The organism is Roseixanthobacter pseudopolyaromaticivorans, assembly GCF_043195145.2.
Lineage (GTDB): Bacteria > Pseudomonadota > Alphaproteobacteria > Rhizobiales > Xanthobacteraceae > NCEH01.
The window spans coordinates 4210501-4233109 of sequence record NZ_CM195539.1 but is presented as its reverse complement, the minus strand read 5'-3'; the positions used below and the strand labels follow the sequence as shown (position 1 = coordinate 4233109).

Below are 22609 nucleotides of genomic sequence, written 5' to 3'. Positions count from 1 at the left end.
GCCCCACGTGGTGCGTGCATCGATGGTGCGCTTCAGGGGCGCACCATCGGCTCGGTATGCGCGGCATCGCACCGCCGCCAAGGCAAGACGAACGGCTCGCCGTCGCGTGTGCCGGTCTCCACCGTAACCCCATAGGCGCGCGCCACCAGCTCGGACGTGAGCACCTCCGCCGGCGGACCGGCGGCCAGGAGGGCTCCGTCCTTCATCAAGGCCAGCCGGTCGCAGAAGCGGGCGGCGAGAGTCAGGTCATGCAGCACCACAACGACCGTTGTGCCGGCGCGCGCAAGGGTGCGCACCAACTCCATGGTCTGGAGCTGGTGGTAAGGGTCCAGCGCGGCGACCGGCTCGTCGGCCAGCAGCACCGGGGCTTCGACCGCAAGCGCACGCGCGAGCAGCACGCGGGCGCGCTCGCCGCCGGAGAGGGAGCCGGCCGCCCGCTCCCGCAGGTGCATCACGTCCGCCGCCTCCATGGCGCGCACGGTTGCGGCATCCACCTCAGCCGCGCCATGCGGCAGGCGGCCGAGCGCCACCACCTGATCCACCCGCAGAGGCCAATGGATTCGCCCGCCCTGCGCGAGATAGGCCAGGATGCGCCCGCCGGCGCGCCGGCCGATCTCAACCAGGGTGCGCTCGCCATAGGTCACGCGGCCCGACGCGAGCGGTTCGAGCCCGCACAGCGCGCGCAGCAGAGAGGTTTTGCCGGCGCCGTTGGGGCCGATGAGGCCGAGCAGCTCGCCCGGCTGTGCCTTGAGTGAAAGATCGCGCACCACGCGGGCCGTGCCGCGCGCGACGCTGACCTGGAGCGCTTCGAGGATCATTCGCCCTCCACCTTCAGACGCCGCAGCATGGCGAGGAAGAACGGCGCGCCGATGATCGCCGTGACGACGCCCAGCTTCAGCTCCGGCCGGGTTGGGATGAGCCGCACGGCGATGTCGGCACCGAGAGTCAGCGCCGCGCCGGCAAGGCCGCTCAGCAGCAGAAGCCGGCCGGGCCGGTTTCCTGCCAGCGGCCGCATCAGGTGGGGCACCACCAGGCCGACGAAGCCGATGGCGCCCGCCACCGCCACGCTCGCGCCGACGGCCGCAGCGGCCCCGCCCACCACCAGCAGCCGCGTGCGGGAGAGGGAAAAGCCGAGGCTCGCCGCGGTATCCTCGCCGAGCGTCAGCGCATCCATGGCGCGGCCGGTGGAGAGCACGAGGCCCCAGCCGACGATCATGAAGGGCAGCGCCAGCGCCACATGGACAAGGCTGCGGTCGGACAGCGAGCCCATGAGCCAGAACACCACTTCCAACGCCGCATAGGGGCTTGGCGCGAGATTGAGGGCGAGCGCGGTGAGCGCCCCGGTCAGGCTGTTGAGCGCGACGCCGGCGAGGATCAGCGTCGCCGTTCCCACGCCCTGCCGCGCGAGCATGAGCAGAAAGGCCGTGGCGATGCCGGCGCCCACGAGCCCGCCGAGCGGAAGGGCAAGGGAGAAGGTCGCGGAGAGGCCGAAATAGAAGGCCACCACCGCACCCAGCGCCGCCGCGCCGGATACGCCCACCACGCCGGGATCGGCCAAAGGATTGCGCATGAGCCCCTGGAGCGCGGCGCCGGTGATGCCGAGGCTGAACCCCACCGCTGTGCCGAGGATGGCGCGCGGCAGGCGCAATTCCGAAAGAACCAGCGCCGGCAGGCTTGGCCGCCCGGCGATCAGGTCGTCAAGGGCGGCGGAGATGTCGAGCGTCGCATAGCCGATGGCAGCGGAACCCGCGAACAGCGCAAGGACGAGAAAGGCGAGGGCGGTCACCAGCAGGGCGTGGCCGGGACGGGCGCGATCCATCATCTCGCCATGCCGATGCGTGCCGCCGACAACCGTTTCGCTGCCAGGCGCTGGGCCGCCTGCGCGAGCTCGGGTCCCGCGCAGGTCCACAGGCGGGTGGGGAGGGACAGCGTGCGCCCGTCCGCTGTGAACGGCGTGAGGGCCGGATGGTGCAGAAGCTCATCGGCCAGCGAGGGGGGCGCATCTCCGCCGCCGTTGATTACCAGCAGGTCCGGCTGCGCTTCCACGATTTCTTCCAGATTGAGCTGGCCGAGACGATCCGTGGAGAGCCGCGCCGCAAGGTTCTCATAGCCTGCGCGCCCGAGGATCTCGTCCACGATGGAACCGCGTCCGGCGGTGAAGCCGTTCGGCCGCAGCACGATGGCGGCGGCAGGATGCGCGGGGACCGGCGGCAGGTCGGCGAAGTCCCGCTGCATGGCGGCGATCATCGCTTCCCCGCGCGCGGGCTCGCCGATGCGCGCGGCGACGGTTCGGATCTCGGCATAAGCCTCTTCGAGGCTGTCCGGCGCGCCGAGTTCCAAGATCGGCAAGCCGAGGTGCTGCAGCATGGCTGTGGTGGCGCGGGTGGTGAATGCGCCGACGATCACGAGATCGGGCGCCAGCGGGACGATCTCCTCGGCGAGGCCCCGGTTCACCGGGACCGCCTTTGCCAGATCCGCGACATTCGAGCTGCGCGGATCGCGGGCGAGATAGGTCACCGAGGCGACCTTTCCGGGGTCCGCGAGCCGCAGCACCAATTCGTCCCCGCACAGATTGAGCGAAGCGATGCGGGAAGGCTTCGGCGCGGCGGTGGCCGCCGTGGCGCCGAGGAAGGCGGCGATGCCGCACACGGCAAGGCGAAGGGCCGGTCGTGAACGCAGGACCCATTCCCCTTCCCGGCGCGGGTTGTGGCGGCGTGACGTGGTCTTCATCGCCGCCTCAATAGGTGAACTTAAGGCCGCCGTACGCTCCGAAGCCGGGAGCAAGGTAGCCGTTGGGGTTCTGATAGGTCTGGTCGAACAGATTGTCGATCCGCCCGAACAGCGTCGCCTGTCGTGTCAGGGCATAATTCGCCGCGACGTTCACCACCGTATAGCCCGGCTGGTCGATGTAATCGCTGGTGAGGCGCACGACATCCCACCAGGCGGAGGCATAGATCAGCGTGGCGGAGAGATTGAGCTGGTCGGTGGGGTTCCAGTCCGCACTGACGCTCACCTTGTTGTTGGGCCGTCGCAGCGGGGTGCAGGAGGTGTCGGTCAGCGGTGCGCAGGCGGCGCCGAAGGAGGTGTCGGGCGGCATGTAGCCGACCGCCTGCGTGTAGGTGTAATCGACCCGCAGCTTCAGCCGGTCTGTCACCGCAAAGGCAATGAACGTCTCCGCGCCCTGCGTCGTGGCGCTGGAGATGTTGACGTTCTGGTACGTCACCGGGTCGTAGCTGATGAGATTGGTGATGTCGTTGTGGAAATAGGTGGCGCCGAAGGTCACCCGCCCGCCCAACACCTCTTGCTCGAAACCGGCGTCGTAGCCCGTGCTTTCCTCCGGCTTCAGCGCCGCATTGCCGTAATAGGGCGCATAGAGCTGGTAGAGGGACGGCGCCTTGAAGCCGGTGCCGTAGCTCGCCTTCAGCGTGGTGCCGGTCTCGGGAATGAGAATGCCCGGCGCGAGGCGGAAGGTGGAATGGTCGCCGAACGTATCGTCGCTGTCGAAGCGGATATTCGCGGCCCCGAAGAAGCGCTCGCCCAGCTTGCCCTGGAGCTCGGCATAGACGCCGGTGTCGCCGGTGCTGGCGGAAAGATCGGTGTATTGGGTGGACGAGGTCATCGCCTCGTTGCGCCGCTCCACGCCCACCAGCAGATTCTGTCCGGGGGCGAAGGCGAGGTTCGAGCGCAGGTAATAGGTCTGCCGGTCACCCTCATATTGGCCGTTCACATCGGCATTCGGTCCGGTGGTCGGGTTCGATGTGGTCATCGCGCTGACCCCGAAAGTGGTGTTCAGCGCGCCGTCGAGCGCAGTCCACACCCCCTCGCCCTTGGTGAAGAACATGCTGGCGAGGCTGGTGGAGCGTTCCGCCGCCGGCAGGCCCTCGTACAGCGGCGGGGGATAGACATCCGGCGTGTAGGCGAGCCCACTGTCGATGTAGCGGGCGACGAAATTGACCGCGAATGCATCGCTCATCTGGAAATCGAGGCGGGTCGAATAGGTCCAGTTGTCATAGGCGTTCGGGTTGATCGGATAGCCGGGCGGCACGATGCCGGGCGGCGTGACGGGGATGTCGGTCGAAGAGAAATGGGTGACGTTGAAGGAATAGCCGACCTTTTCCGTTGAGCCGCTAAGTGCTGCGGCCTGGTTGAAGGTTCCGAGCGCGCCGCCTTCCACATAACCGAACACCTTGGCCGGCCCCTCGCCCTTCTTGGTGGTAATGGAGATCACGCCGCCGATCGCGTCCGAGCCGTAGAGGCCGCTCTGGGGACCGCGCAGCACCTCGATGCGCGCAAGGTCCGTGGCGAGCAATTGGCCGAAGTCGAAGGCGCCGGTGGGGCTGGACGGATTGCCGGCGTCGATGCCGTCCACCATCACCTTCACATGGTTGGAATTGGTGCCCCGGATGAACACCGAGGTCTGCCCGCCGGGGCCGCCGGTCTGCACCACGTTGAGCCCCGGAAGGGACTGAAGCACTTGGGGAACGGTGCGCAATTGCTGGCGGTCGATATCCTCGGCTGTGACGACGCTCACCGAGGAGGCGACCTGGTCCGCCGGGGTCGGCATGCCGGTGGCGCTGACGACCACCTCGGGCAGCTCGATGGATTGGGAGGCGCCGGCAGCCGGCGCTGCCGACTGGGCGCAGGCCAATTCGGATACGGACGAGAGCAACAGCGCGGCAAGTATGGATCTGCGGGCGGCGCGCGAGGCGCCGCGAGGGGGAAAAACAGGGACGGAAGGCATCGGGGCCTCAGCGGGACGAGTGGTCCGTCACCGCGAACGAGGCCTCCGTGCGGCTGAAAAGCCGCCTGGAAAAACCACCATCAGGACACCCCGCCCAATGTGCTCGCGCGTGACCACGGCTGACGGCAGGTCTCCTGGCTCGCGGGTCAGCGTCCATCTCGTCGCCTTCCCAGGCCTGAAGGCCCAGTGGCTGATGACGAAGGACTCGCCGCTTACAGTTGCGGGGGCAGCCGCGGCTTCGCCCAACTCCTGTTTCCAGGCGCCGACTCACCGCGTTCCCTTTTGATCCCCTAGGGGAACCGTCGCCATGACGGTAGACGCACCGCAGGCGAACCGTCAAGCTGGCCGAACGCGCACGAAGGACGACCAGTAGTGCCGCTGCGACAGGGATATGCTGCAGTCTCTCGCTGCCCTGCGGCGGCGCGAACGGCAGGCCTTTTTGAAAGAGTTGCCGGCCGCGACAGGTTACGTCTCTCCCCGAGTGTGGACAGCACGAGCACATCCCTCGGCCGTCAAGACGACCCGTCTCACGGAGACATGGAATGACCGACCCCTCTGGATTGCCGCCCAAACGCGCGCTTGCGTCATTCGCGCTTATCGGCGCCGTCATGGCGGCCGGCGCGGGCGCGTTCGCTTATACTGCAGGCTGGCTTTCGCCGGATCGGCTGACCCCCGGCAAGATCGTGGCGGCGCTCGCGCCTCCCTCGGGGCCGGCGCTTGGGCACCGGCGCAATCATGCCAAGGGCATCTGCTTCACCGGCATATTCGAATCGAACGGGAACGGCGCGGAGCTTTCGCGCGCAGAAGTCTTCGCGCCGGGCCAATATCCGGTGCTCGGCCGGTTCAATCTCGGCACACCGGACCCTAATGCGCCGGACGCGACCGTGCGGGTGCGCGGCCTGGGACTCCAGATCACCACGCCAGGCGGGCAGGTCTGGCGCAGCGCCACGATCGATCTGCCGTTCTTTCCCGTGGCCACGCCCGAGGCGTTCTACGCTCTGCTGACCGCATCCCACGACAAGAACCCGCAGGCGATGAAGGACTTCGGCGCCGCCCATCCGGAGTTTGCCGCGTTTGGGGCCTGGGCCGGCAGCGCGCCCTGGACCGCCAGTTATGCGGAGGAGCGTTACAACAGCCTCAACAGCTTCGTCTTCAAGAGCAAAGCCGGCCTGGAGCAGGCCGTGCGCTGGTCGTTCGTGCCGCAAGCGCGCGTGGTGCCGGTGACCAAGGACGAACTTGCAAAACTCGGCCCGGATCATCTTGAGCAGGACATCGTCGCGCGGGTGGGCCAGGCGCCGCAGCGCTGGACCTTGGAGGTCACGCTGGCCAATCCGGGCGATCCCACCTCGGATCCCACCAAGGCGTGGCCGCCGGGGCGGCGGACCGTGGAGGTCGGAACGCTTGTGGTTCAGCACATCGAGGCCGAACGCGACGGCCCGTGTCGCGATATCAATTTCGACCCGACGATCCTGCCGGATGGCATCAGCGTTTCCGACGATCCTTTTCCGGCCGCACGCTCATCGGCTTACGCGAAATCGTACGATCTGCGGACTTCGGAAGCTAAATATTATCCGCATGACATGAATACCGCGACCGGAGCCCGGCCATGACGAGAGATCATTCGCATTTCAATTTCGTCCAGCGGTTGTTTCACTGGGTCATGGCCGTGTGCATTTTGGCGATGCTGTTCATCGGCGTGGGCATGGTGTCGACCGTCATGCCGAAATACGTGCCGCTTCTCGCCGCGCACAAGACGCTAGGCATCGCGATTCTTGCGCTCGCGCTGATCCGTCTCGCGGTGCGTCTGCGCTACGGCGCGCCGCCCTTGCCGGAAGATCTGCCAGCGCCGATGCGGCTCGGGGCGCACCTTTCACATTATGCGCTTTACGGTCTCATGCTCGCCATGCCGCTGGTCGGCTGGGCCATGATGTCCGCGGGTGGGTATCCGGTGGTGCTTTATGGGGGCATCCATCTGCCGCCTCTGCTTGCGCAGAGCGATGCCCTCCATGCCTTGCTCTGGAATGCGCATTTCTATCTCGCATTCGCCTTCTTCGCGCTGGTTCTGCTCCATATCGCGGCGGCGCTTTTTCACGGATTGATCCGGCGGGACGGCGTCTTCGAAAGCATGGCGCCGGTCCCGGTTCATGACGAGGCCACAGCTCCCAAGTGATGGACTGCGCGATCTGCTCCAGGCAGCGCGCGCCGTCCTTCGCTCGATCCTGCTCCCGCGCGGATCACGCCTGCGCGCGGCGGTTCTCATAAAGCTTGAGCGCGACGCCCACCGCTTCCAGCAACGGTGTCGGTATGTCGAACGCGCGGGCGCGCGCGGCGAGGTCGCCGATGATCTGATCGGCTTCCACCGGATTGCCCTGGCTAAGATCGCGATACAGGGACGAGGTCATGGGCGAGCCGTCCGTCGTCAGCTGCGCCTGTGTCCAGGCGAGGAAGGCCGGTCGCGGGTCGAAACCCGCCGCCTGCGCGATGGCGGTGCATTCGGCGACGATGGCGCGCGCGACAGTTTTACCACCGGCAGCCGCAACCTCGCCGATGCTGCCGCGCAGCAGGCAGGTGGTGGCGCCGAGGCTCGCGAGGAACACCCACTTCTCCCACATGTCGAGCAGGATGTGATCCGAGAGCTGCGCGTCGAAGCCGGAGCCCTGCATCACGGCGTCGAGGGCTTCGATGCGCGCCGAGTGGGTGCCGTCGGTTTCGCCATAGGTGAGCTCCTGCAGCGGGCTCATCTGCACGACGCGGCCTTCGTCGTCGATGCGGCCCATGATCTTGCAGACCCCGCCGAGGAGCCGCTCCGCCCCGAAGCGCGCGGCCAGTAGATCCATGTGCTTCATTCCGTTGAGCACCGGCAGGATCATGGTATCCGGGCCTATGGCGGGGGCGACGTCGGCGAGCGCGGCTTCCAGGGCGAACGCCTTCACCGAGACCAGAACGAGATCGTACGGCCCGGTGATCTCGTCGGCGGTCACGATGCCGGGGTGAAGCGTCACGTCGCCGAGGGGGCTGACGATCTCAAGCCCGCGGGCCCTAAGGCGGGCCGCCCGGTTGGGGCGGACGAGGAAGGTCACGTCGCGTCCCGCCTGAGAGAGGCGACCGCCGAAATAGCCGCCGGTGGAACCGGCACCGACCACGAGAATACGCATCGTTTGCTCCGATAAACCGATCCGAGTCGGTGGGGGGGTGGAAGACCGCTCTAGCGAAACCAGGAGCCGGAGGCGATCGATATGCCGACCACGGTGCCATAGGCAAACAGGCCGAAAGCATAGACCGCGAACAACCAGTACAACGAACCGGTGGCGGAAAGCACCAGCGCGCCGCCGGCGGTGGCGATGATCATGCGCAGCAGGCTGGCGAGAAGCGGCCAGCCGAGGCGCCCGGCGCCCTGGGAGGCGAAATACAGCGTCATGCCCAACCCGAAGAAGCCGAAGAACGGGCCGACGATGCGCAGATACACCGTGCCCACCGCCAGCATTTCGGGCGTCGCATCGAACAGGCCGAGCCAGGCGGCTGGCCAGATCGCGGCGGCGATGCCCACCGTTTCCGTCAACGCGAAGGCGAAGCCGCCGCCGATCAGCGCGATGCGGAGCGCCCGCCTGTTCTGCCCCGCGCCGATATTGGTGCCCACCAGCGCCACCAGCGGCCCGCCGAGCCCGAAGGCCAGGGGTGGCAGCAGATATTCCAGCCGGGTGCCGGTGCCGAAGCCCGCCACCGCGCCGGGTCCCGCGTGGGCGGCAACAAGAGCCATGGTGACGGCGATCGTCAGGTTCAGCTGGATCGTGTTGACCGCCGCCACCGCCCCCACTTTCAGGATATTCCAGGCATAGGGCAGGTGCAGCCGGGTCCAGGCGAAGCGCGCCACGTTGCGCCCGCTGGCGACGTACCAGGCGAGGATCGCGGTGCCGGCGGCGTAATAAAGCAGCATGGCGATCGCCCCGCCGGCGATGCCGTAGGACGGAATCGGGCCGAATCCGAGGATCAGCGCATAAGAGAGCGGCGCCAGCAGCACTGCGCCGCCGCAGATGACGAGGCCCGGCACCAGCATGTTTCCGGTGCCGCGAATGATGCTGGCCAGCGCATTGAACACCCAGAGCAGGACCATGCCGGCGAACAGGATGTGGGCATAGGTGATGGCCTCATCCAGCGATGCACCGCTGCCGCCGAGCAACGCGAACAGATGGTGGCCGAACAGGAGAACGAGCGCGGAAAAGGTGAGGCCGAAGCCTGCATTGATGAGCAGCGCGTGCAGCACAAGGCTGTCGGCTTCCGCCCGCCGCTGGCCGCCAAGGGCGCGGGCGATGGCGGAGGAAATGCCACCGCCCATTGCACCTTGGGACATGTTCTGCATCAGGACCAGGACCGGCAGCACCAGCGCCATGCCGGTGAGGGCATCGACGCCGAGCCGGGCGATGAAAGCCATTTCGATCAGGCCCGTGCTCGATTGGGCGAGCATGACCAGGATATTGGGCCACGCGAGGCGCAAGAGCAGGGGCACCACCGGGGCGTCCAGAAGGGCCCGAGTGCGGGACGACATGGCGGCTGGTGCGATGGGCTGCGGCTGCGGGGGCGCGGCGCGGACCTGATCGGACGGGATATCGAGCATGTCGGGTTCCAATCGGCCGGAAGTCGGTAGAGCCGCGCGATCTTGATTTACGGGTATATGCCCATAAATTTGAAAATAGAGGCATATGCGCGTATTCGTCAATTGACGGCCCCGTGAGGAGCAACGGAATGGCAGGGCACAAGGATTTGTCAGCCGAAACCCAGCGCGCGTCCGACGTCCCCGCGGTGGGCGCTTATCCCAACGCGGGGCGCTGCAACGGCACGGCTTTGCGCAAGGCCATGCGCCGCGTATCGCAGCTGTACGATTCCGTGCTGGCGCCGTGTGGTTTGAAGGGCACCCAGCGCTCACTGCTCATCCACATCGCGCGGGCCGGAACGCCGACCATGGGCGAACTTTCCGCTGCCCTGGTGCTCGATCGTTCCGCGCTGGGACATAATCTCAAGCCGCTGGAGCGCGACGGCCTCGTGGCTCTGGTGCCGGATGTACAGGACAAGCGCAGCCGCCGGGTGGTGCTGACGCCGCTCGGCAAGGCGAAGCTGGACGCATCCATGGCGCTCTGGGCGCAGGCGCAGGCGCGGTTTGAGGTGGTGTTCGGTCACGACGAGGCGGCGGAGCTGCGCGCCGCGCTTGAGCGCATCGCCTCGCCGGAATTCGCCGAGGCCTTTTCCGCCAGCGACATCTGCGAATGAGCATCCGCCCGGTTCGCCCTGACGTTCAGTCAGTGCGACCGACATGGCAAATTGATTTGACGCCACGGCGCGGCGGTCTTTCTAAGGGGATCGCTCCCGCCTGAATCGAGACTGCTCCCATGACGAAAGCCCCCTCCCGGACCTGGCTCATCACCGGCTGCTCCGCCGGCTTCGGCCGCGTGCTCGCGGAGGCCGTGCTGGCGCGCGGCGACCGCGTGATGCTGACCGCCCGCGATCCCGCGACGCTTGCAGACCTTGCCGCCCGTTATCCGGACACCGCGCGCGCGGCGAAGCTCGATGTCACGCACCCCGGTGATGCTGCGGCTGCCGTCGCCGCAACGCAGGCGGCATTCGGCGGGCTCGACGTGCTGGTGAACAATGCCGGCTACGGCATTCTCGGCGCGGTTGAGGAGGCGGCACCGGAGGAATATCGCGCGCTGTTCGATGTCAATGTGTTCGGCCTCATCGAGACCACGCGTGCCGCCCTACCGCTGATGCGCCAGGGCACGGGCGGGCGCATCGTGCAGTTCTCTTCCAATCTCGGGCTGCTCTCGCGCGCAGGCTATGGCTATTACAGCGCCACCAAATTCGCCGTCGAGGGCCTCTCGGAGGCGCTGGCGGCCGAAGTGGAGCCGCTCGGCATTTCGGTGATCCTGGTGGAGCCCGGCACGTTCCGTACGGACTTTCTCGGCCGCTCCATCGCGTTCGCGGCGGACCGGATCGACGCCTATGAGGAGACCGTGGGCGCGGTGCGGACGGCGGTTCCCACCCGCGCGGGCGTGCAGCCGGGCGATCCCCGACGCGGGGTGGCGGTCATCCTGCAGGCGGTGGATGCGGAAAAGCCGCCGTTGCGTCTGGCCCTGGGGCCGGATGCCCATCGCAACATCCGCACCAAGCTCGCCCGCGTGGCGGCCGACCTCGACGCCTGGGAGGGCGTGGCGGCCGATACGGATTTTCGGGAGTAAGAAGGAGGCCTGCGGCCCGTCCCCTCCTCGCCTGCGGAGAAGGGGACGGGCCAGCGTGGTGGATGCGTCGGGGCTCAGCCGCGCCCGACGAACGGCATCTTGGTGGCCATGACCGTAATCGTCTGAACGTTCGCGCTCAGCGGCAGGCTCGCCATGTAGAGCACCGCGTCAGCCACATGCTTGGCATCGATCATCGGCTCCGGCTTCATGGAGCCGTCCGCCTGGATGATGCCGTTCTTGATGCGCTGCGCCATTTCGGTATCGGCATTGCCGATGTCGATCTGGCCGCAGGCGATGTCATAGGCGCGGCAATCCAGCGAGGTCGATTTCGTGAGCCCGGCGATGGCATGCTTGGTCGAGGTGTAGGGCGCCGAATTGGGCCGGGGCGTGTGGGCCGAGATCGAGCCGTTGTTGATGATGCGCCCGCCCATGGGGGTCTGCGCTTTCATGATCCGGATCGCCTGCTGCGTGCACAGGAAGGGCCCGGTGAGGTTGGTATCCACCACCGTCCGCCATTGCTCGTAGGTGAGATCCTCCATGGGAACGCCGGGCGCCCCGGTGCCGGCATTGTTGAACAGCAGGTCCAGCCGGCCATAGGCTTCCTTCACCGCGGCGAACAAGGCGGCGACGGAGGCGGGGTCGGTCACATCCGTCGGCACCACCAGCGCGGGCGCGCCGCCCAGCGAAGAGGCCGTGGCCTCAAGCGCGTCTCGGCGGCGCCCGGCGAGGGCCACGCTGTAGCCTGCGCCCGCAAGGGCTTGTGCGACGGCGCGGCCGACGCCGGAGCCGGCGCCGGTGACAAGGGCGATCTTGGTGGCGGTCATGAAGTCTCTCTCCCCGATCTTCTCAAGTCTCTTCCCGTCGCCTGGAGGTAAGCCCATGGAGCGACGGCGCGCGGACCTTATGCCGCGCAACGAGCAGCCCGCCATGGAAAGCCTAAGCGGGGGGAGATTTCAATCGTTTTGATTTAGCTGCCGCAGGGGGCGGCGCGCCCGCGCTCAATCTGGGGCGCGGGCGGCCAGCACTTCAAAATCGATGTAATGGCCGGCGCGGTCGCGCTTCGAGGCGAGGTAACGCACGTTCTCCAAAGTCGGGCGGCCGAGCACCCGTTGTTCCGCAACCACGTCCAGGCCCGCTGCCTTCAGCGCCGCAATCTTTTGCGGATTGTTGGTGATGAGCTGAACCGCCTTCACCCCCAATTGCCGCAGCATCTCGGCGGCAAAATCGAAGCGCCGCTGGTCGAGCCCGAAACCGAGCACGGCGTCGGCATCATACGTATCGTAGCCTTCGGACTGCAGCTTGTAGGCGCGCATCTTGTTGGCGATGCCATTGCCGCGCCCTTCCTGATCGAGATACAGCAGCACCCCGCCGGCTCCACGGGCCATGCGCTGGACCGTGTCGCGCAGCTGGTCACCGCAATCGCACTTCAGGCTGCCGAACAGATCTCCCGTCAGGCACGCCGAATGCAGGCGGACCGGCACGGTCTGGGAGAGATCCGGCTTGCCCACAATGATCGCAACTTGGTCGCGCAGGCCCTCGCCACCACGAAACACCACGAATTCGGTTTCCGGCGCGCCTTCCAATGGCACCGGCGCCCGGCCGACGATGGTGAGGCTGGCGGCCTGGTGAGCGCGGAACGCGGCAATATCGGCGCCATCCACCCGCAACACCTGTTCGAGCCCGACGCCGTCATTGGGCGCGAGCACCGCCGCCGGGAGGACGAGCGCGAGGCCGAGAAGATCGAGCGCGGCGAGATCCAGCGCAGTGGCGGGGGCCACAGGTGCATCGACGCGCGCGTCCACCTTGAGGGTGAGCGCTTCGACGCGTTCCGGATCCATCTGCGGCAAGGCGATCGATCCGTCCTCGTCGCGCGGGGAGCCGAGGCGCGACAGGCGCGGCCCCGGCAGCACGAGACGCCCGATGCCCCGGACATGGTCGGCGAAGGCGGCGGCTAGCGTCGCGTCGAAAGCTTCGGCGCCGATCACAAGCGCGCGATCCTCGCCTTGCGACAGCAGCACCGGCCGGCCGGAGCGCAGTTCGGAAATGGCGCGCTCAACAGCGGTGATACGCGGATCCGCACGACCCAGAATATTCAAACTAGGGGACATTACAGCCTCTTCACCCACTAACATGTGCCACGGCCGCGTTTCTGCAAGCCCCGTCGTGCATCCTGCGGCGCTCACCTCGCCGCATCCGGCTGGTACGCGCGCACGCTTCTCACACACAAACGGTGCCATCGCCGTTGCGTTCCCAGCCCACCCCCGCCCGGCCTAAGGTGCCGTGCGCCGCGCCGGCCCCTGCATCCGGCGCCGCCCGTTTATGCTAAGTCGAGGGCGATGCAGAACTATGACCCATTCCTGAGCCTGAGCGCGAGTGCACAATGCACGGATCGCTCCCTCGTGATCGGCCAGCTCGGCCAATCGCTGGACGGGCGTATCGCCACGGTTTCAGGCGAATCGAAATACATCAGCGGCGCGTATGCGCTGGATCATCTGCACCGGCTTCGGGCAAGTGCCGATGCGGTTGTGGTGGGAGTGGGCACGGTTGCCGCCGACGATCCGCTGCTGAACGTGCGCCGGGTGCCGGGAAAAAATCCGGCCCGCGTCATCATTGATCCGTCCGGCCGGCTGGATCTTTCGGCCCGCTGCCTGGGCGCGGACGGGGCCCGCCGCCTGGTGCTGCGCCGCCCCGACGTTAAGGGCACACTTCCCGCCGGTGTGGAGGCGGTGGCGGTGTCCGCCGACGCCGCCGGACGCATGACGCCACAAGCGATCCTGGAGGCGCTGCGGGGGCAGGGCCTGTTCCGCATCCTGGTGGAGGGCGGCACGCGCACATTGTCGTCATTTCTGGATGCGGGCTGCATGGACGGCTTCCATGTGCTGGTGTCTCCGGTCATTCTCGGCTCCGGCCGTGCGGGCCTTGAGCTTGCTCCTATCGCCGCGCTGAAGGATGCGTTGCGACCGGCGAGCCGGGTCGAGGTGTTTCCCGACGGCGACGTGCTGTTTGCGTGCGATCTGCGCCTGCCGGCGGCCGGGGGTGCTCGAGTTTCGGAAACCGGCACCGGGGATGGCCGCTCCCCCCATGAGGACGGGACGCGCGACCATGAGCGAGCCGCAGGTCATTCCTTATTCTCCGCCGGCTAGGTGGATTCATTGGATCACCGCGGCGGCGGTGCTGCTGGTGATTCCGTTCGGCTTCATCATGCTGCGCCTGCCCGACGGGCCCGCGCAGGATCGACTTTTCGATCTCCACCGCTCCATCGGCTTCACCATCCTGTGCCTTGCGGTGCTGCGGGTGGCGGTTCGGGTGGTGAAGGGCAAGCCGCCCCGCCCGCCCGGCCTGCCGGATTGGCAATGGGCGGCCTCCAACGGCGTGCATCACCTGCTTTATGTGCTGATCTTCGTGATGCCGCTTCTCGGCTGGGCGGGCTCGTCCGCCTATGGGTCGGCGGTGAGCGTGTTCGGCCTGTTCACGCTGCCGGCCATCGCGCCGAAGAATGACGGCCTGTCCGACCTTTTGAACGGCGCCCACCAATATCTCGGCTATTTCACCGCCGCGCTGGTGACGCTCCACATTCTCGCCGGTCTCTACCACGGCATCGTGCGGCGCGACGGCGTGCTGTCGCGCATGCTGCCGGCGCTCAGCCGGGGCTGAGCGCTCGGGCCTCGGGCGGCCAGGCGAGCAGATCGGCGTGGCCGATCTCGCATGTCGCGTGCCGGCGCGCGTTCAGCCAGGCGGAGACGGTCTCTTCCGCCAGCAGCCCGGTCTGCGCCGCCGCGCCGGCCGTGCCCTGCGCCAAAGCGGCGATCAGGGGGCCATGATGCGGGCCGAGGCGCCAGGGGCTGCTCTCCTCCCGCGTGCCATAGCCCTGCCTCTGAAAGGCTTCGGCGAGCAAGGTGCTGGCCTGCGGCCCGGCGGCCGGGCCGAAGCCCTTGTCGCGCGCCTGATGGGCCTGGAAGGCGCGGGCGATCTCGCCATCGGCCGCATGGCCGGGATGCCAGGCATCGCGGCCGTCGCAGGTCAGCACCGTGTAGAACAGCGCACCCTGTTGCGCGACCTGCGCCGCGAACCGGGCGATCCATTCGGCGGAAACCAAGTCGAAGAAAGCGGAGGCGGTGACGAGGTGCGGTTCGCCCGTGCCGATGGCGCCCAGCCCGGCCGCGAGATCGGCCTCGGCGAAGGAGATGGCGATGTGCCGCCCCTTTCCTTCCAGAACCAGCCGCGACCCGGCGCTTTGCACCGCCATGCCCCGTTCGGCGCCCCAGGCCGCCAGGGCGGCGCGTGCCTCCTCCAGCAGGGCGGAATCGTGATCCAGGAGACGCCAGCTCTGGCGTGGGCCGAGCAGCGGCGCCGTGGCGCGCAGATTGGAGCCAGTGCCGGCCCCGAGATCGACGATGCGCTGCTCGCGGTCCGCGCCACCTGCGTGCCGGGCAAGGCGCAGCGCGAGATCCGCGGCGAGGCCGGCATGGCGCGCGGCCACGTCCGCGGGCTCGCGCAAGGCCAGCCATTGGGCGGAAAATTCAGTCATGACAAAGTCTCCGGCGCTGCGGCGCCCTTGAGCGCGCCGGCGATGAGCTGGGCGGTCCGGTCCCAATCGGGCAGCATCTGCCCGGCGGCGAAGGCCGCTTCGGCGAGGCGGCGGCGCTCGTTCGGGGAGAGCAGGCAGATGCGCAGGGCGCCGGCGAGGGCCTCCACGTCGCCCGGGGGCACCTTCAGCGCGGCGCGGTCCGGCACGGTTTCGTTCGCCGCGCCGCCGGTGGTGCAGACAATTGGCAGGCCGTGGCGCATCGCTTCTGCCAGCACCATGCCGTAGCCCTCGAACAGCGAGGGATGGACGAACAGGTCGCTCGCCGCAAACGCGTGCACCAATTCCTCGGCGGAGCGGGCACCAGCCAGGGTGACACGCTCTTCCAGGCCATGGGTGGCGATAAGGGTGCGCACCTGGTCGGCGGTCGAGGGATGCAGGTCGAGGCTGCCGATGATGGTCAGGCTCCAGGAAACCCCCTTCAGCCGGCCGAGGGCTTCAAGGAGCACGTCATATCCCTTGCGCGGAATGAGCGAGCCCACGGCCAGCAGGCGTGGCGGGTTGCCGTCTGCCGGCGCCCGTGCGGCCGGCGCCGTGCCTGGCACGGCAATGGTCAGGCGCGTGGGATCGACGCCGAAATCGCGGATCAGGGTACGGCCAGTGGCGGGGCTGGTCGCCACCACGTGGACGCATCGGGCCAGGGCGGCACATTCGCTCTCCGCCAGGCACGCGCGCCCTTCGGCCGGAAGGCCGGCTTCCAGAGACAGCGGATGATGGATCAGCGCGACGATGCGCCGGTCCAGCGCCGCAAGGCCATCTGCCGGCAGGGCGCCGAGGGCGAGGCCGTCGATGAACAGCAGGGTCTGCGGCGCGGTGGCGGCGAGCGCGGCCAGCGCCTCGCGCACCTGCGCGCCGGTCGGGATGGGAAAGCCGGCCGGCAGGGCGAGATGCGTCAGCGAAAGGCCGTCCATCGGAAAGCGGCTCAGCACCTCGCGGTCGTAGGCATAGCCCCCGGTCGTCAGGTTCAGGTCCCCGGGAATGGCGAAGGCCGCCGCGATCATGCGGCGATATCGCCCTCATACCAGGCCCGCGCCACATGCGATTCATGCAGCGTCACCCGCAGCTTGGCGAGCGCATCGCCGCCCGTGCCCAGGGCGCCGGTGCGCGCCGCGTCCGCCATGCGGTCGAAGATATGGCGGCACAGCACCTCGGTCGTGGTGTTGCGCCCCGCGAATTCCGGCAGGTCGTCGAGATTGCGATAGGTGAGGGGGCCGAGCACCGCTTTGAGCGCATCGAGGGCGCGGCCGATGTCCGCCACCACGCCCTCCGCCGTCAGCTCGCGGCTGAAGAAGGCCACGTCCACCACGAAGGTGGCGCCGTGCAGCGCCTGGGCCGGGCCGAACAGATCGCCCTTGAAGCTATGGGCGATCATGATGTGGTCGCGCACTTCCACTGCATACATGAGACAGATGTCCTTGCCGTTCAGGCGCTATAGCGCACCACGGTCGCCACCGCATCGGGTTGGGCTCCGAGGATGCGGTCGAGAGAATGGGGCAGATCGGCGAAGGCCACCTCGTCGGTGATCAGCGCGTCGAGCCGCGGGTCCGCGAGCAGGTCGAGCGCTTTGGCGAGCCGGCGCTTAAGGGTCCAGCGCGGCTGGCGTTCCGGCGGCACGGCGCCGACCTGCGAGGAGAGCAGGCGTAGCCTCTTGGCATGGAACGGGCCGCCCAGTTCCACGGTCACCGGCTTGTCGCCATACCAGCTCACCTCCACCAGCGTGGCCGAATGTCCGCAGCAGCCGATGGCGGCGGCGAGTCCTGCAGAGGTGGCGCTGGCATGGAACACCACGTCCGCCTCGGCGATCGGATCCGGGCAGGCGGAAAACCGCGCCCCGAACGATTCGACGATCACGCGCCGCTGCTCGCACGGGTCGAGGGCGGTCACGTCCGCGCCCGGCAATTGGGCGGCGAGGTAGACGATCAGAAGCCCCACGAGGCCCGCGCCCACCACGACGATGCGGTCGCCCGCGCCCGCGCCGCTGTCCCAGAGCGCGTTCAGCGCCGTTTCCATATTGGCGGCGAGCGTGGCACGGCGGGCGGGCACATCGCGCGGCACCAGCATCGCCTTGTCGGCGCCGATCAGGAAGCGATCCTGGTGGGGATGGAGCGCGAACACGTCGCGGCCCAGCAAGGGGGCCGGCCCGGCGGTGACGCGGCCGACCGCGCAATAGCCGTATTTGACCGGGAAAGGGAATTCGCCGGACTGCATGGGCGCGCGCATGCAGCCGCGATGCACGGGATCGGTGAGGCCGTCATAGATCATGCGCTCGGTGCCCCGGCTCACCGCGCTCCAGGAGGTGGTGATGAGAAGCTCGTCACGTTCGCGCGGGCGCAGCGTTTCGCCCTTGAGCCGCGCGCAGCGCGGGGCGACATACCACAGGGCCTCGGCATGGATGGGCTCCACGGTCTTACCTTCGGTGTGATCGGCAGCTTTCACGTCCCTGGCATCTCCGGCCCGCTCGCGAGCTTGTTCCTGGCTTTGGCGCGCAGCACGTTGTTCCATCATCGCAATCCCGCCGACCCCTTGCCTTGATCCATCCCACCCACCGGAGCCTTCATGAACGTCCGGCCAGAGCCTTCCACCTTGCTCGCCGACCTCCCGCTCGCCGCCGCTCGCCGGCGGGTGATGCAGCGCCGTCGCTTGACCATGCTGGCCCTCAACCTCGCCACACTAGCATTCGTTGCCCTGTGCGCGACCCAGCTCGCGGCGCAGAATGGCTGGCGGGCCGTCGATCTGGTGCTGCTCGCATGTGTGCTGGTCGCAACGCCCTGGAATGCGATTGGTTTCTGGAATGCCTCGGTTGGTCTTTTTCTTCTGCACGCGCGCCGTGACGGTGTGATGCAGGCGGCGCCGTTTCTGGGCCGTGGCCGCGATGCCCATGTGTCGACGCGCACGGCCATTCTTATGACGCTCCGCAACGAAGATCCCGAACGTGCGCTTTCACGTTTGCGTGCGGTGAAGGCCGGGCTCGACGCGACCGGCTTCGGCGGGCAGTTCGATTATTTCCTGCTCAGCGACACCAATCGCGAGGATGTGGCTCGGGCCGAGGAGGCGGCGGTTGCCCGCTGGCGGGCGGAGGCGGGCAGTGGGCGCATCGTCTATCGCCGCCGCCCGGTGAACAGCGGCTTCAAGGCGGGCAATGTGCGGGACTTCTGCCTGACCTGGGGCGGCGGATACGATTTCATGCTGCCGCTCGACGCGGACAGCCTGATGGGCGCGCCAGCGGTGCTCGATCTGGTGCGGATCCTGGAGGCGAACCCGCGCATCGGCATCCTCCAGAGCCTGGTCGTCGGGCTGCCCAGCGCCAGCGGCTTCGCCCGCCTGTTCCAGTTCGGCATGCGCCATGGCATGCGCTGCTACACGCTCGGCGCGACGTGGTGGGCGGGGGATTGCGGGCCGTTCTGGGGGCATAACGCGCTAATCCGGGTGCAGCCCTTCACACTTCATTGCGAGCTGCCGCTCCTGCCCGGCGAACCGCCGCTCGGCGGTCCGATTCTCTCCCACGACCAGGTGGAGGCGGTGCTGATGCGCCGGGCCGGCTACGAGGTGCGGGTGGTGCCGGTGGAGGGCGAGAGCTTCGAAGAAAATCCGCCGACCGTGCTGGATTTCATGGCCCGCGATTTGCGGTGGTGCCTCGGCAATCTGCAATACACGCGCTTGCTCTCCCTGCCCGGCCTGCTGCCCATGAGCCGGTTCCAGCTGGTGTGGGCGATCCTGATGTTCGCGGCCATGCCGGCGGTGCCGCTGGCGCTGCTGCTGCTGCCGTTTGCGGCGATGGACGCTTCCCCGGCGGTCGGGGCGGGCGCGGCGGGCCTTTATCTCGGCCTGCTGTTCATGTCGCTGTCGCCCAAGCTGGCCGGCCTGCTGGACGTCGCGCTCTCCGCGGGTGGCGCGGCGCGCTATGGCGGGGCGGGGCGCTTTACGCTTTCGGCGCTGGCGGAACTGGCGTTCGCCTTCCTGCTGGCGCCCATCATGGCGCTGTCCACCACGCGGTTCCTGGCGCTGCTGGCCTTCGGCCATGTGCACGGCGTGTGGAACGGGCAGGCGCGCGACGCCCATGCGCTGTCCTGGCATGTCGCCGCGCGCGCGCTGTGGCTGCCCACGGTGTTCGGGCTGGCGGTGGCGCTCGCCATGGCGCTGATAGCGCCGGTGCTGCTGCTCTGGACCGCGCCGCTGATCGCCGGCTGCTGGCTGGCCATACCGTTCGCAGTCTTCACCGCCGATCCGCGCTTCGGCGCGTGGCTGGCCGCCCGGGGGCTGTGCGCGACACCGGAGGAAGCCGCCCCGCCGGCGATCTTCAGCGCCCTTGCCCCGCCCGCCGCTGCGCCGCGCCGCGTGGCCGCATAAAGGCGGCGAGAACCGCTAAAGATGCCGTCCGTGTGGAAAATGTTTCACGTGAAACATGGACTTAGCGCGGACGAACAGGGGTTTCGTGGATCTTCTCCGCGCCTTTCCGGCGGATGACACCGCCTTTTCGGGCGAACGTTCACCAAGGATGAATCCGAAGCGCGCGGCCCGGATTGGAGACCGGCCGGGCCGACATGAAACGGGCGCCCCGAGGGGCGCCCGCGTGCGTCTTGGGACCTGCGCTCAGCGGCGGAAGCCGCCGCCGCCGAAGCGCGCCCCGCCGCCATAGCCGCCGAAGCGGTCGGCGCCGGAATCCACCCGCTCGTTGCCCCACTGGCGCGCCTGGCGCTCCTGGTCGAGATTGGCGGGGGCGGCATTGTGGTCCACCGACTGCCAGCCGGAAGAGGTGGCCTTGTTCCAGCCCGTGTCCGAGTGCTGGTAGACGTTGCCGTCATGGTCCGCATAGACGTTGCCGTTGTTCCAGCCCACCGTGTTGCCAGTGCGCTGGTTGGTGGCGACGCCCTTGCTGTCCACATTCACCTGGCCGTTCTCGCGGCTGACCGAGGTGGAGGAGGCGTGGGCGGTGCCGGCGGTGGGATTATAGCCGGTGGATTCGCGCGTCGCTTCCTTGTTGCCGGTATAGGCATTGCCGGTGACCGACGCGCTCGATTGGCCGCGCGCGCCCGTATAGGGATTGTAGCGGCTGTTGTCGCGGGCGGCGCCGTAATTGCCGGTATAGGGGTTGAACGCCGCCGCCGAGCGGCCGGCGAAGTCGGTCCCGCGGGCCGTGGTGCCGGACCAGGCGCGCGAGGACCAGGCGGTGCCGTTGGCGGTCACGCCCCAGGAATGGGCCACCACCGCGTCGCCGCCCCAGCGGCCATACATGTTGGTGTAGTTGAGATTGGTATAGCCCCAATGGCCGCCCCAGGGGCCGGCGCCCCAATAGGGACCCCAATAGGGGTTCACGGCGGCGCCCCAGGCCCAGCCGGCGGCGAAGCCGAAGCCGAAGCCCACGGTCGCGCCGAGCGCGAAGCCGGCGCCATAGCCATAGGTCGCCGGGCAGCCATACCACCAGGTGGCCCCGGCATAGCCGGTGCAATAATAGCCGCTGCCGTAGACCACCGTGCCGCCGGGCGCGACCATCACGCCCATATAGCCGGGCGTATAGCCCACCACCACGGTCTCGGGCTGCACCGAATAGATCCGCACATAGGTCACGTAATGCACGGGCGAGGCGACGGGGATTGTATAGATCACGTCCGGCACCGAATCGGCGACCCGCCAGGGTCCGGTGGGCGAGGCGGAGACGAACCACACGCCCTGCGAGACCATGTAGAAGCGGTTGGAGCTGACCTGGATCACCGGCAGCGGCGTGTTGACCGCATATTTCAAGCTGGTGCCGGCGATCTCCACGAATTGCGGCGCGCCCTGATAGGTGACGCTGCCGCTGGTGGAGCGCTTGACCGTCGCGGTCTGGGGAATGGTGGCGGCGATGGCCGCTTCCTTGGCCTGAGGCGTTCCGGCCACCGAAACCAGCACATTGGCCTTCGGATCCTGCGGCGAGATCTTCGCGAAATCCGCCGGCAGCGCGTCGGAGGCGACGAAGGCCCAGGGGCCGCGCAGATCGGTGGCGCGGAACCAGCGGCCCGAGATCAGCACATAATAGGCGTTGTTGGTGGGATCCATGAACACCGCGTGGTCGGCATTGCTCATGGAGAGCAGGCCGGTGCCCGCGACCGGGAGCATCTGCGGCTGGCCGTTGGTCTGCACCAGTTCGGTCGGTGTCGCCGAGACATAGATCGCCGGGGGCGGGGTGATCGGCTTGCCGTCCTGTCCCAGCAGCGGGTCGGGCGCATTCTGCTTGGCGGCGGCCTTGGCCGCGCTCTGGAGCGCGCTCGCCGGCTGGGGCGTCACCACCCAGGTGCTGTCGAGGCTGCTGGTCTCATACCAGGTGCCGGCGGCCTGGAGGTGGTAGACGCCCTTGGCGTCGCGCAGCATCAGGGGCCGCGTGTTGATGACCCGCTGGAAGCCGTTCACGCCGGCGATCGGCTTCAGGTCGGGATCGCCGGAGATCAACACCAGCACGGTGAGCGTGTCGGTGAAGACGATGCGCGGCGGCGTGTTCTCCACCGGCTGAGTCTTCAGGGCGGCGATCTTCTGGTTGACCGCATAGCTCGCCTGGAGATGGTCCAGCGCCACGGTGATGCCGTTCGCCGGCAGGCGCTTGGTGAGCGCCTCGCGGATCGAGGCCGCCTTTTCGGGCGCGGTGGGCACTTCCACCTTGGTGACGGTGATGGCGTCGAGATGGACGAGGCCCTCGGCCTTGTCCACGGTGGTGATGGCGGTGAAATCGGCGAAGCCATAGGTGGGTGCGCCGTCCTTGGCGCCGATGGCGACGGCGGCGCGGCCGCCGATCTTGTTGCCGTCCCAGCTGTCGATCTGCGGCTGGTAGAGTTCGAGCCGGCTGTCGCCCACGTCGAAATCGCGCGGCCAGGCGATTCCCGCGCCCGGCGCCTGGGTTTCCTGCTGGGCCGGGGGCTGCTGACCATAGGCAAAAGGCGCGGAGAGCATGGACGCGATGGTCAGCGCTGCGATGGCGCTGGTACCCTTAAGCCGAACTCTCAACATTGGCGTTTCCCTCTTGCATCATTGCCGCCCCATACGGCGAAGACCTAGCATCTCCCGCCGCTTCCGTCAGCCGGGGCCGGA

General features: G+C 68.1%; 20 protein-coding genes and 1 riboswitch. Of the genes, 7 read left to right on the top strand and 13 right to left on the bottom strand.

Features of this window, described 5'->3' with window-relative positions:
• Positions 1–32: 32 nt before the first annotated feature.
• The 4 genes from V5F68_RS19855 to V5F68_RS19840 are packed head-to-tail and all read right to left on the bottom strand — an operon-like array spanning position 33 to position 4741.
• Complete coding sequence (locus tag V5F68_RS19855; protein WP_394015839.1) at positions 33–818, bottom strand: ABC transporter ATP-binding protein; 786 nt, start codon at positions 816–818, stop codon at positions 33–35.
• A complete protein-coding gene (locus V5F68_RS19850) occupies positions 815–1822 on the bottom strand; it encodes a FecCD family ABC transporter permease (RefSeq protein ID WP_394015840.1) in 1008 nt (335 codons plus the stop codon). Before V5F68_RS19850 ends, V5F68_RS19855 begins: the two co-directional genes overlap by 4 nt.
• Positions 1819–2730 (bottom strand): ABC transporter substrate-binding protein, encoded by a 912-nt coding sequence (locus V5F68_RS19845; RefSeq protein ID WP_394015841.1) that lies wholly within the window; start codon positions 2728–2730, stop codon positions 1819–1821. Before V5F68_RS19845 ends, V5F68_RS19850 begins: the two co-directional genes overlap by 4 nt.
• Positions 2731–2737: 7 nt before the next feature.
• Positions 2738–4741 (bottom strand): TonB-dependent receptor plug domain-containing protein, encoded by a 2004-nt coding sequence (locus V5F68_RS19840; RefSeq protein ID WP_394015842.1) that lies wholly within the window; start codon positions 4739–4741, stop codon positions 2738–2740.
• Between the two features lie 107 nt (positions 4742–4848).
• Positions 4849–5059, bottom strand: a riboswitch (cobalamin riboswitch).
• Positions 5060–5283: 224 nt separating this feature from the next.
• Here V5F68_RS19840 and V5F68_RS19835 point away from each other — a divergent pair.
• Positions 5284–6351 carry a catalase family peroxidase gene (locus tag V5F68_RS19835; RefSeq protein WP_394015843.1) on the top strand — a complete coding sequence of 356 codons (1068 nt, stop codon included), beginning with the start codon at positions 5284–5286 and terminating at the stop codon, positions 6349–6351.
• A complete protein-coding gene (locus V5F68_RS19830; RefSeq protein WP_394015844.1) occupies positions 6348–6911 on the top strand; it encodes a cytochrome b in 564 nt (187 codons plus the stop codon). The genes V5F68_RS19835 and V5F68_RS19830 overlap by 4 nt, the downstream gene beginning before the upstream one ends.
• A 64-nt stretch (positions 6912–6975) precedes the next feature.
• Here V5F68_RS19830 and panE read toward each other — a convergent pair whose 3' ends face one another.
• Together panE and V5F68_RS19820 are read right to left on the bottom strand one after the other, a co-directional pair.
• Positions 6976–7896: a 2-dehydropantoate 2-reductase gene (gene panE, locus V5F68_RS19825; RefSeq protein ID WP_394015845.1), complete on the bottom strand. Its 921-nt coding sequence runs from the start codon at positions 7894–7896 to the stop codon at positions 6976–6978.
• A gap of 50 nt (positions 7897–7946) precedes the next feature.
• Positions 7947–9353 (bottom strand): MATE family efflux transporter, encoded by a 1407-nt coding sequence (locus tag V5F68_RS19820; protein WP_394015846.1) that lies wholly within the window; start codon positions 9351–9353, stop codon positions 7947–7949.
• Positions 9354–9481: 128 nt separating this feature from the next.
• Between V5F68_RS19820 and V5F68_RS19815 the strand changes: the two genes are divergently transcribed.
• Complete coding sequence (locus V5F68_RS19815) at positions 9482–10003, top strand: MarR family winged helix-turn-helix transcriptional regulator (protein ID WP_394015847.1); 522 nt, start codon at positions 9482–9484, stop codon at positions 10001–10003.
• A gap of 119 nt (positions 10004–10122) precedes the next feature.
• A complete protein-coding gene (locus V5F68_RS19810; RefSeq protein ID WP_394015848.1) occupies positions 10123–10968 on the top strand; it encodes an oxidoreductase in 846 nt (281 codons plus the stop codon).
• A 74-nt stretch (positions 10969–11042) separates the two neighbouring features.
• Here V5F68_RS19810 and V5F68_RS19805 read toward each other — a convergent pair whose 3' ends face one another.
• Positions 11043–11792 carry an SDR family oxidoreductase gene (locus tag V5F68_RS19805; protein WP_394015849.1) on the bottom strand — a complete coding sequence of 250 codons (750 nt, stop codon included), beginning with the start codon at positions 11790–11792 and terminating at the stop codon, positions 11043–11045.
• Positions 11793–11966: 174 nt separating this feature from the next.
• The gene (ribA, locus tag V5F68_RS19800; RefSeq protein ID WP_394015850.1) at positions 11967–13076 is read right to left on the bottom strand and encodes a GTP cyclohydrolase II RibA; all 1110 of its coding nucleotides are present in this window, start codon (positions 13074–13076) and stop codon (positions 11967–11969) included.
• 228 nt (positions 13077–13304) lie between these two features.
• Here ribA and V5F68_RS19795 point away from each other — a divergent pair, with 228 nt between their 5' ends.
• Together V5F68_RS19795 and V5F68_RS19790 are read left to right on the top strand one after the other, a co-directional pair.
• Positions 13305–14111: a RibD family protein gene (locus V5F68_RS19795; protein ID WP_394015851.1), complete on the top strand. Its 807-nt coding sequence runs from the start codon at positions 13305–13307 to the stop codon at positions 14109–14111.
• Positions 14071–14622, top strand: coding sequence for a cytochrome b (locus V5F68_RS19790; RefSeq protein WP_394015852.1), 552 nt, complete (start codon positions 14071–14073; stop codon positions 14620–14622). The genes V5F68_RS19795 and V5F68_RS19790 overlap by 41 nt, the downstream gene beginning before the upstream one ends.
• Here the strand turns inward: V5F68_RS19790 and V5F68_RS19785 are convergent.
• The 4 genes from V5F68_RS19785 to V5F68_RS19770 are packed head-to-tail and all read right to left on the bottom strand — an operon-like array spanning position 14609 to position 17989.
• A complete protein-coding gene (locus V5F68_RS19785) occupies positions 14609–15496 on the bottom strand; it encodes an SAM-dependent methyltransferase (protein WP_394015853.1) in 888 nt (295 codons plus the stop codon). The genes V5F68_RS19790 and V5F68_RS19785 overlap by 14 nt on opposite strands.
• Positions 15493–16554, bottom strand: coding sequence for a glycosyltransferase family 4 protein (locus V5F68_RS19780; protein WP_394015854.1), 1062 nt, complete (start codon positions 16552–16554; stop codon positions 15493–15495). Before V5F68_RS19780 ends, V5F68_RS19785 begins: the two co-directional genes overlap by 4 nt.
• Positions 16551–16955 carry a 6-pyruvoyl trahydropterin synthase family protein gene (locus tag V5F68_RS19775; RefSeq protein ID WP_394015855.1) on the bottom strand — a complete coding sequence of 135 codons (405 nt, stop codon included), beginning with the start codon at positions 16953–16955 and terminating at the stop codon, positions 16551–16553. The genes V5F68_RS19780 and V5F68_RS19775 overlap by 4 nt, the downstream gene beginning before the upstream one ends.
• A 20-nt stretch (positions 16956–16975) precedes the next feature.
• A complete protein-coding gene (locus V5F68_RS19770) occupies positions 16976–17989 on the bottom strand; it encodes a zinc-dependent alcohol dehydrogenase (protein WP_394015856.1) in 1014 nt (337 codons plus the stop codon).
• Between the two features lie 120 nt (positions 17990–18109).
• Here V5F68_RS19770 and mdoH point away from each other — a divergent pair, with 120 nt between their 5' ends.
• Positions 18110–19900: a glucans biosynthesis glucosyltransferase MdoH gene (gene mdoH, locus V5F68_RS19765; protein WP_394015857.1), complete on the top strand. Its 1791-nt coding sequence runs from the start codon at positions 18110–18112 to the stop codon at positions 19898–19900.
• Positions 19901–20143: 243 nt separating this feature from the next.
• Here mdoH and V5F68_RS19760 read toward each other — a convergent pair whose 3' ends face one another.
• Positions 20144–22528, bottom strand: coding sequence for a carbohydrate-binding family V/XII (locus V5F68_RS19760; protein WP_394015858.1), 2385 nt, complete (start codon positions 22526–22528; stop codon positions 20144–20146).
• Between the last annotated feature and the right edge of the window lie 81 nt (positions 22529–22609).

Coding starts and splice junctions, on each gene's coding strand:
- V5F68_RS19830 (WP_394015844.1), top strand. CDS start 6,348: ATGACGAGAGATCATTCGCATTTCAATTTCGTCCAGCGGTTGTTTCAC.
- V5F68_RS19815 (WP_394015847.1), top strand. CDS start 9,482: ATGGCAGGGCACAAGGATTTGTCAGCCGAAACCCAGCGCGCGTCCGAC.
- V5F68_RS19760 (WP_394015858.1), bottom strand. CDS start 22,528: ATGTTGAGAGTTCGGCTTAAGGGTACCAGCGCCATCGCAGCGCTGACC.
- V5F68_RS19835 (WP_394015843.1), top strand. CDS start 5,284: ATGACCGACCCCTCTGGATTGCCGCCCAAACGCGCGCTTGCGTCATTC.
- V5F68_RS19855 (WP_394015839.1), bottom strand. CDS start 818: ATGATCCTCGAAGCGCTCCAGGTCAGCGTCGCGCGCGGCACGGCCCGC.
- V5F68_RS19780 (WP_394015854.1), bottom strand. CDS start 16,554: ATGATCGCGGCGGCCTTCGCCATTCCCGGGGACCTGAACCTGACGACC.
- V5F68_RS19775 (WP_394015855.1), bottom strand. CDS start 16,955: ATGTATGCAGTGGAAGTGCGCGACCACATCATGATCGCCCATAGCTTC.
- V5F68_RS19820 (WP_394015846.1), bottom strand. CDS start 9,353: ATGCTCGATATCCCGTCCGATCAGGTCCGCGCCGCGCCCCCGCAGCCG.
- V5F68_RS19845 (WP_394015841.1), bottom strand. CDS start 2,730: ATGAAGACCACGTCACGCCGCCACAACCCGCGCCGGGAAGGGGAATGG.
- V5F68_RS19850 (WP_394015840.1), bottom strand. CDS start 1,822: ATGATGGATCGCGCCCGTCCCGGCCACGCCCTGCTGGTGACCGCCCTC.
- panE (WP_394015845.1), bottom strand. CDS start 7,896: ATGCGTATTCTCGTGGTCGGTGCCGGTTCCACCGGCGGCTATTTCGGC.
- mdoH (WP_394015857.1), top strand. CDS start 18,110: ATGAACGTCCGGCCAGAGCCTTCCACCTTGCTCGCCGACCTCCCGCTC.
- V5F68_RS19795 (WP_394015851.1), top strand. CDS start 13,305: ATGCAGAACTATGACCCATTCCTGAGCCTGAGCGCGAGTGCACAATGC.
- V5F68_RS19805 (WP_394015849.1), bottom strand. CDS start 11,792: ATGACCGCCACCAAGATCGCCCTTGTCACCGGCGCCGGCTCCGGCGTC.
- V5F68_RS19785 (WP_394015853.1), bottom strand. CDS start 15,496: ATGACTGAATTTTCCGCCCAATGGCTGGCCTTGCGCGAGCCCGCGGAC.
- V5F68_RS19790 (WP_394015852.1), top strand. CDS start 14,071: ATGAGCGAGCCGCAGGTCATTCCTTATTCTCCGCCGGCTAGGTGGATT.
- V5F68_RS19840 (WP_394015842.1), bottom strand. CDS start 4,741: ATGCCTTCCGTCCCTGTTTTTCCCCCTCGCGGCGCCTCGCGCGCCGCC.
- V5F68_RS19810 (WP_394015848.1), top strand. CDS start 10,123: ATGACGAAAGCCCCCTCCCGGACCTGGCTCATCACCGGCTGCTCCGCC.
- ribA (WP_394015850.1), bottom strand. CDS start 13,076: ATGTCCCCTAGTTTGAATATTCTGGGTCGTGCGGATCCGCGTATCACC.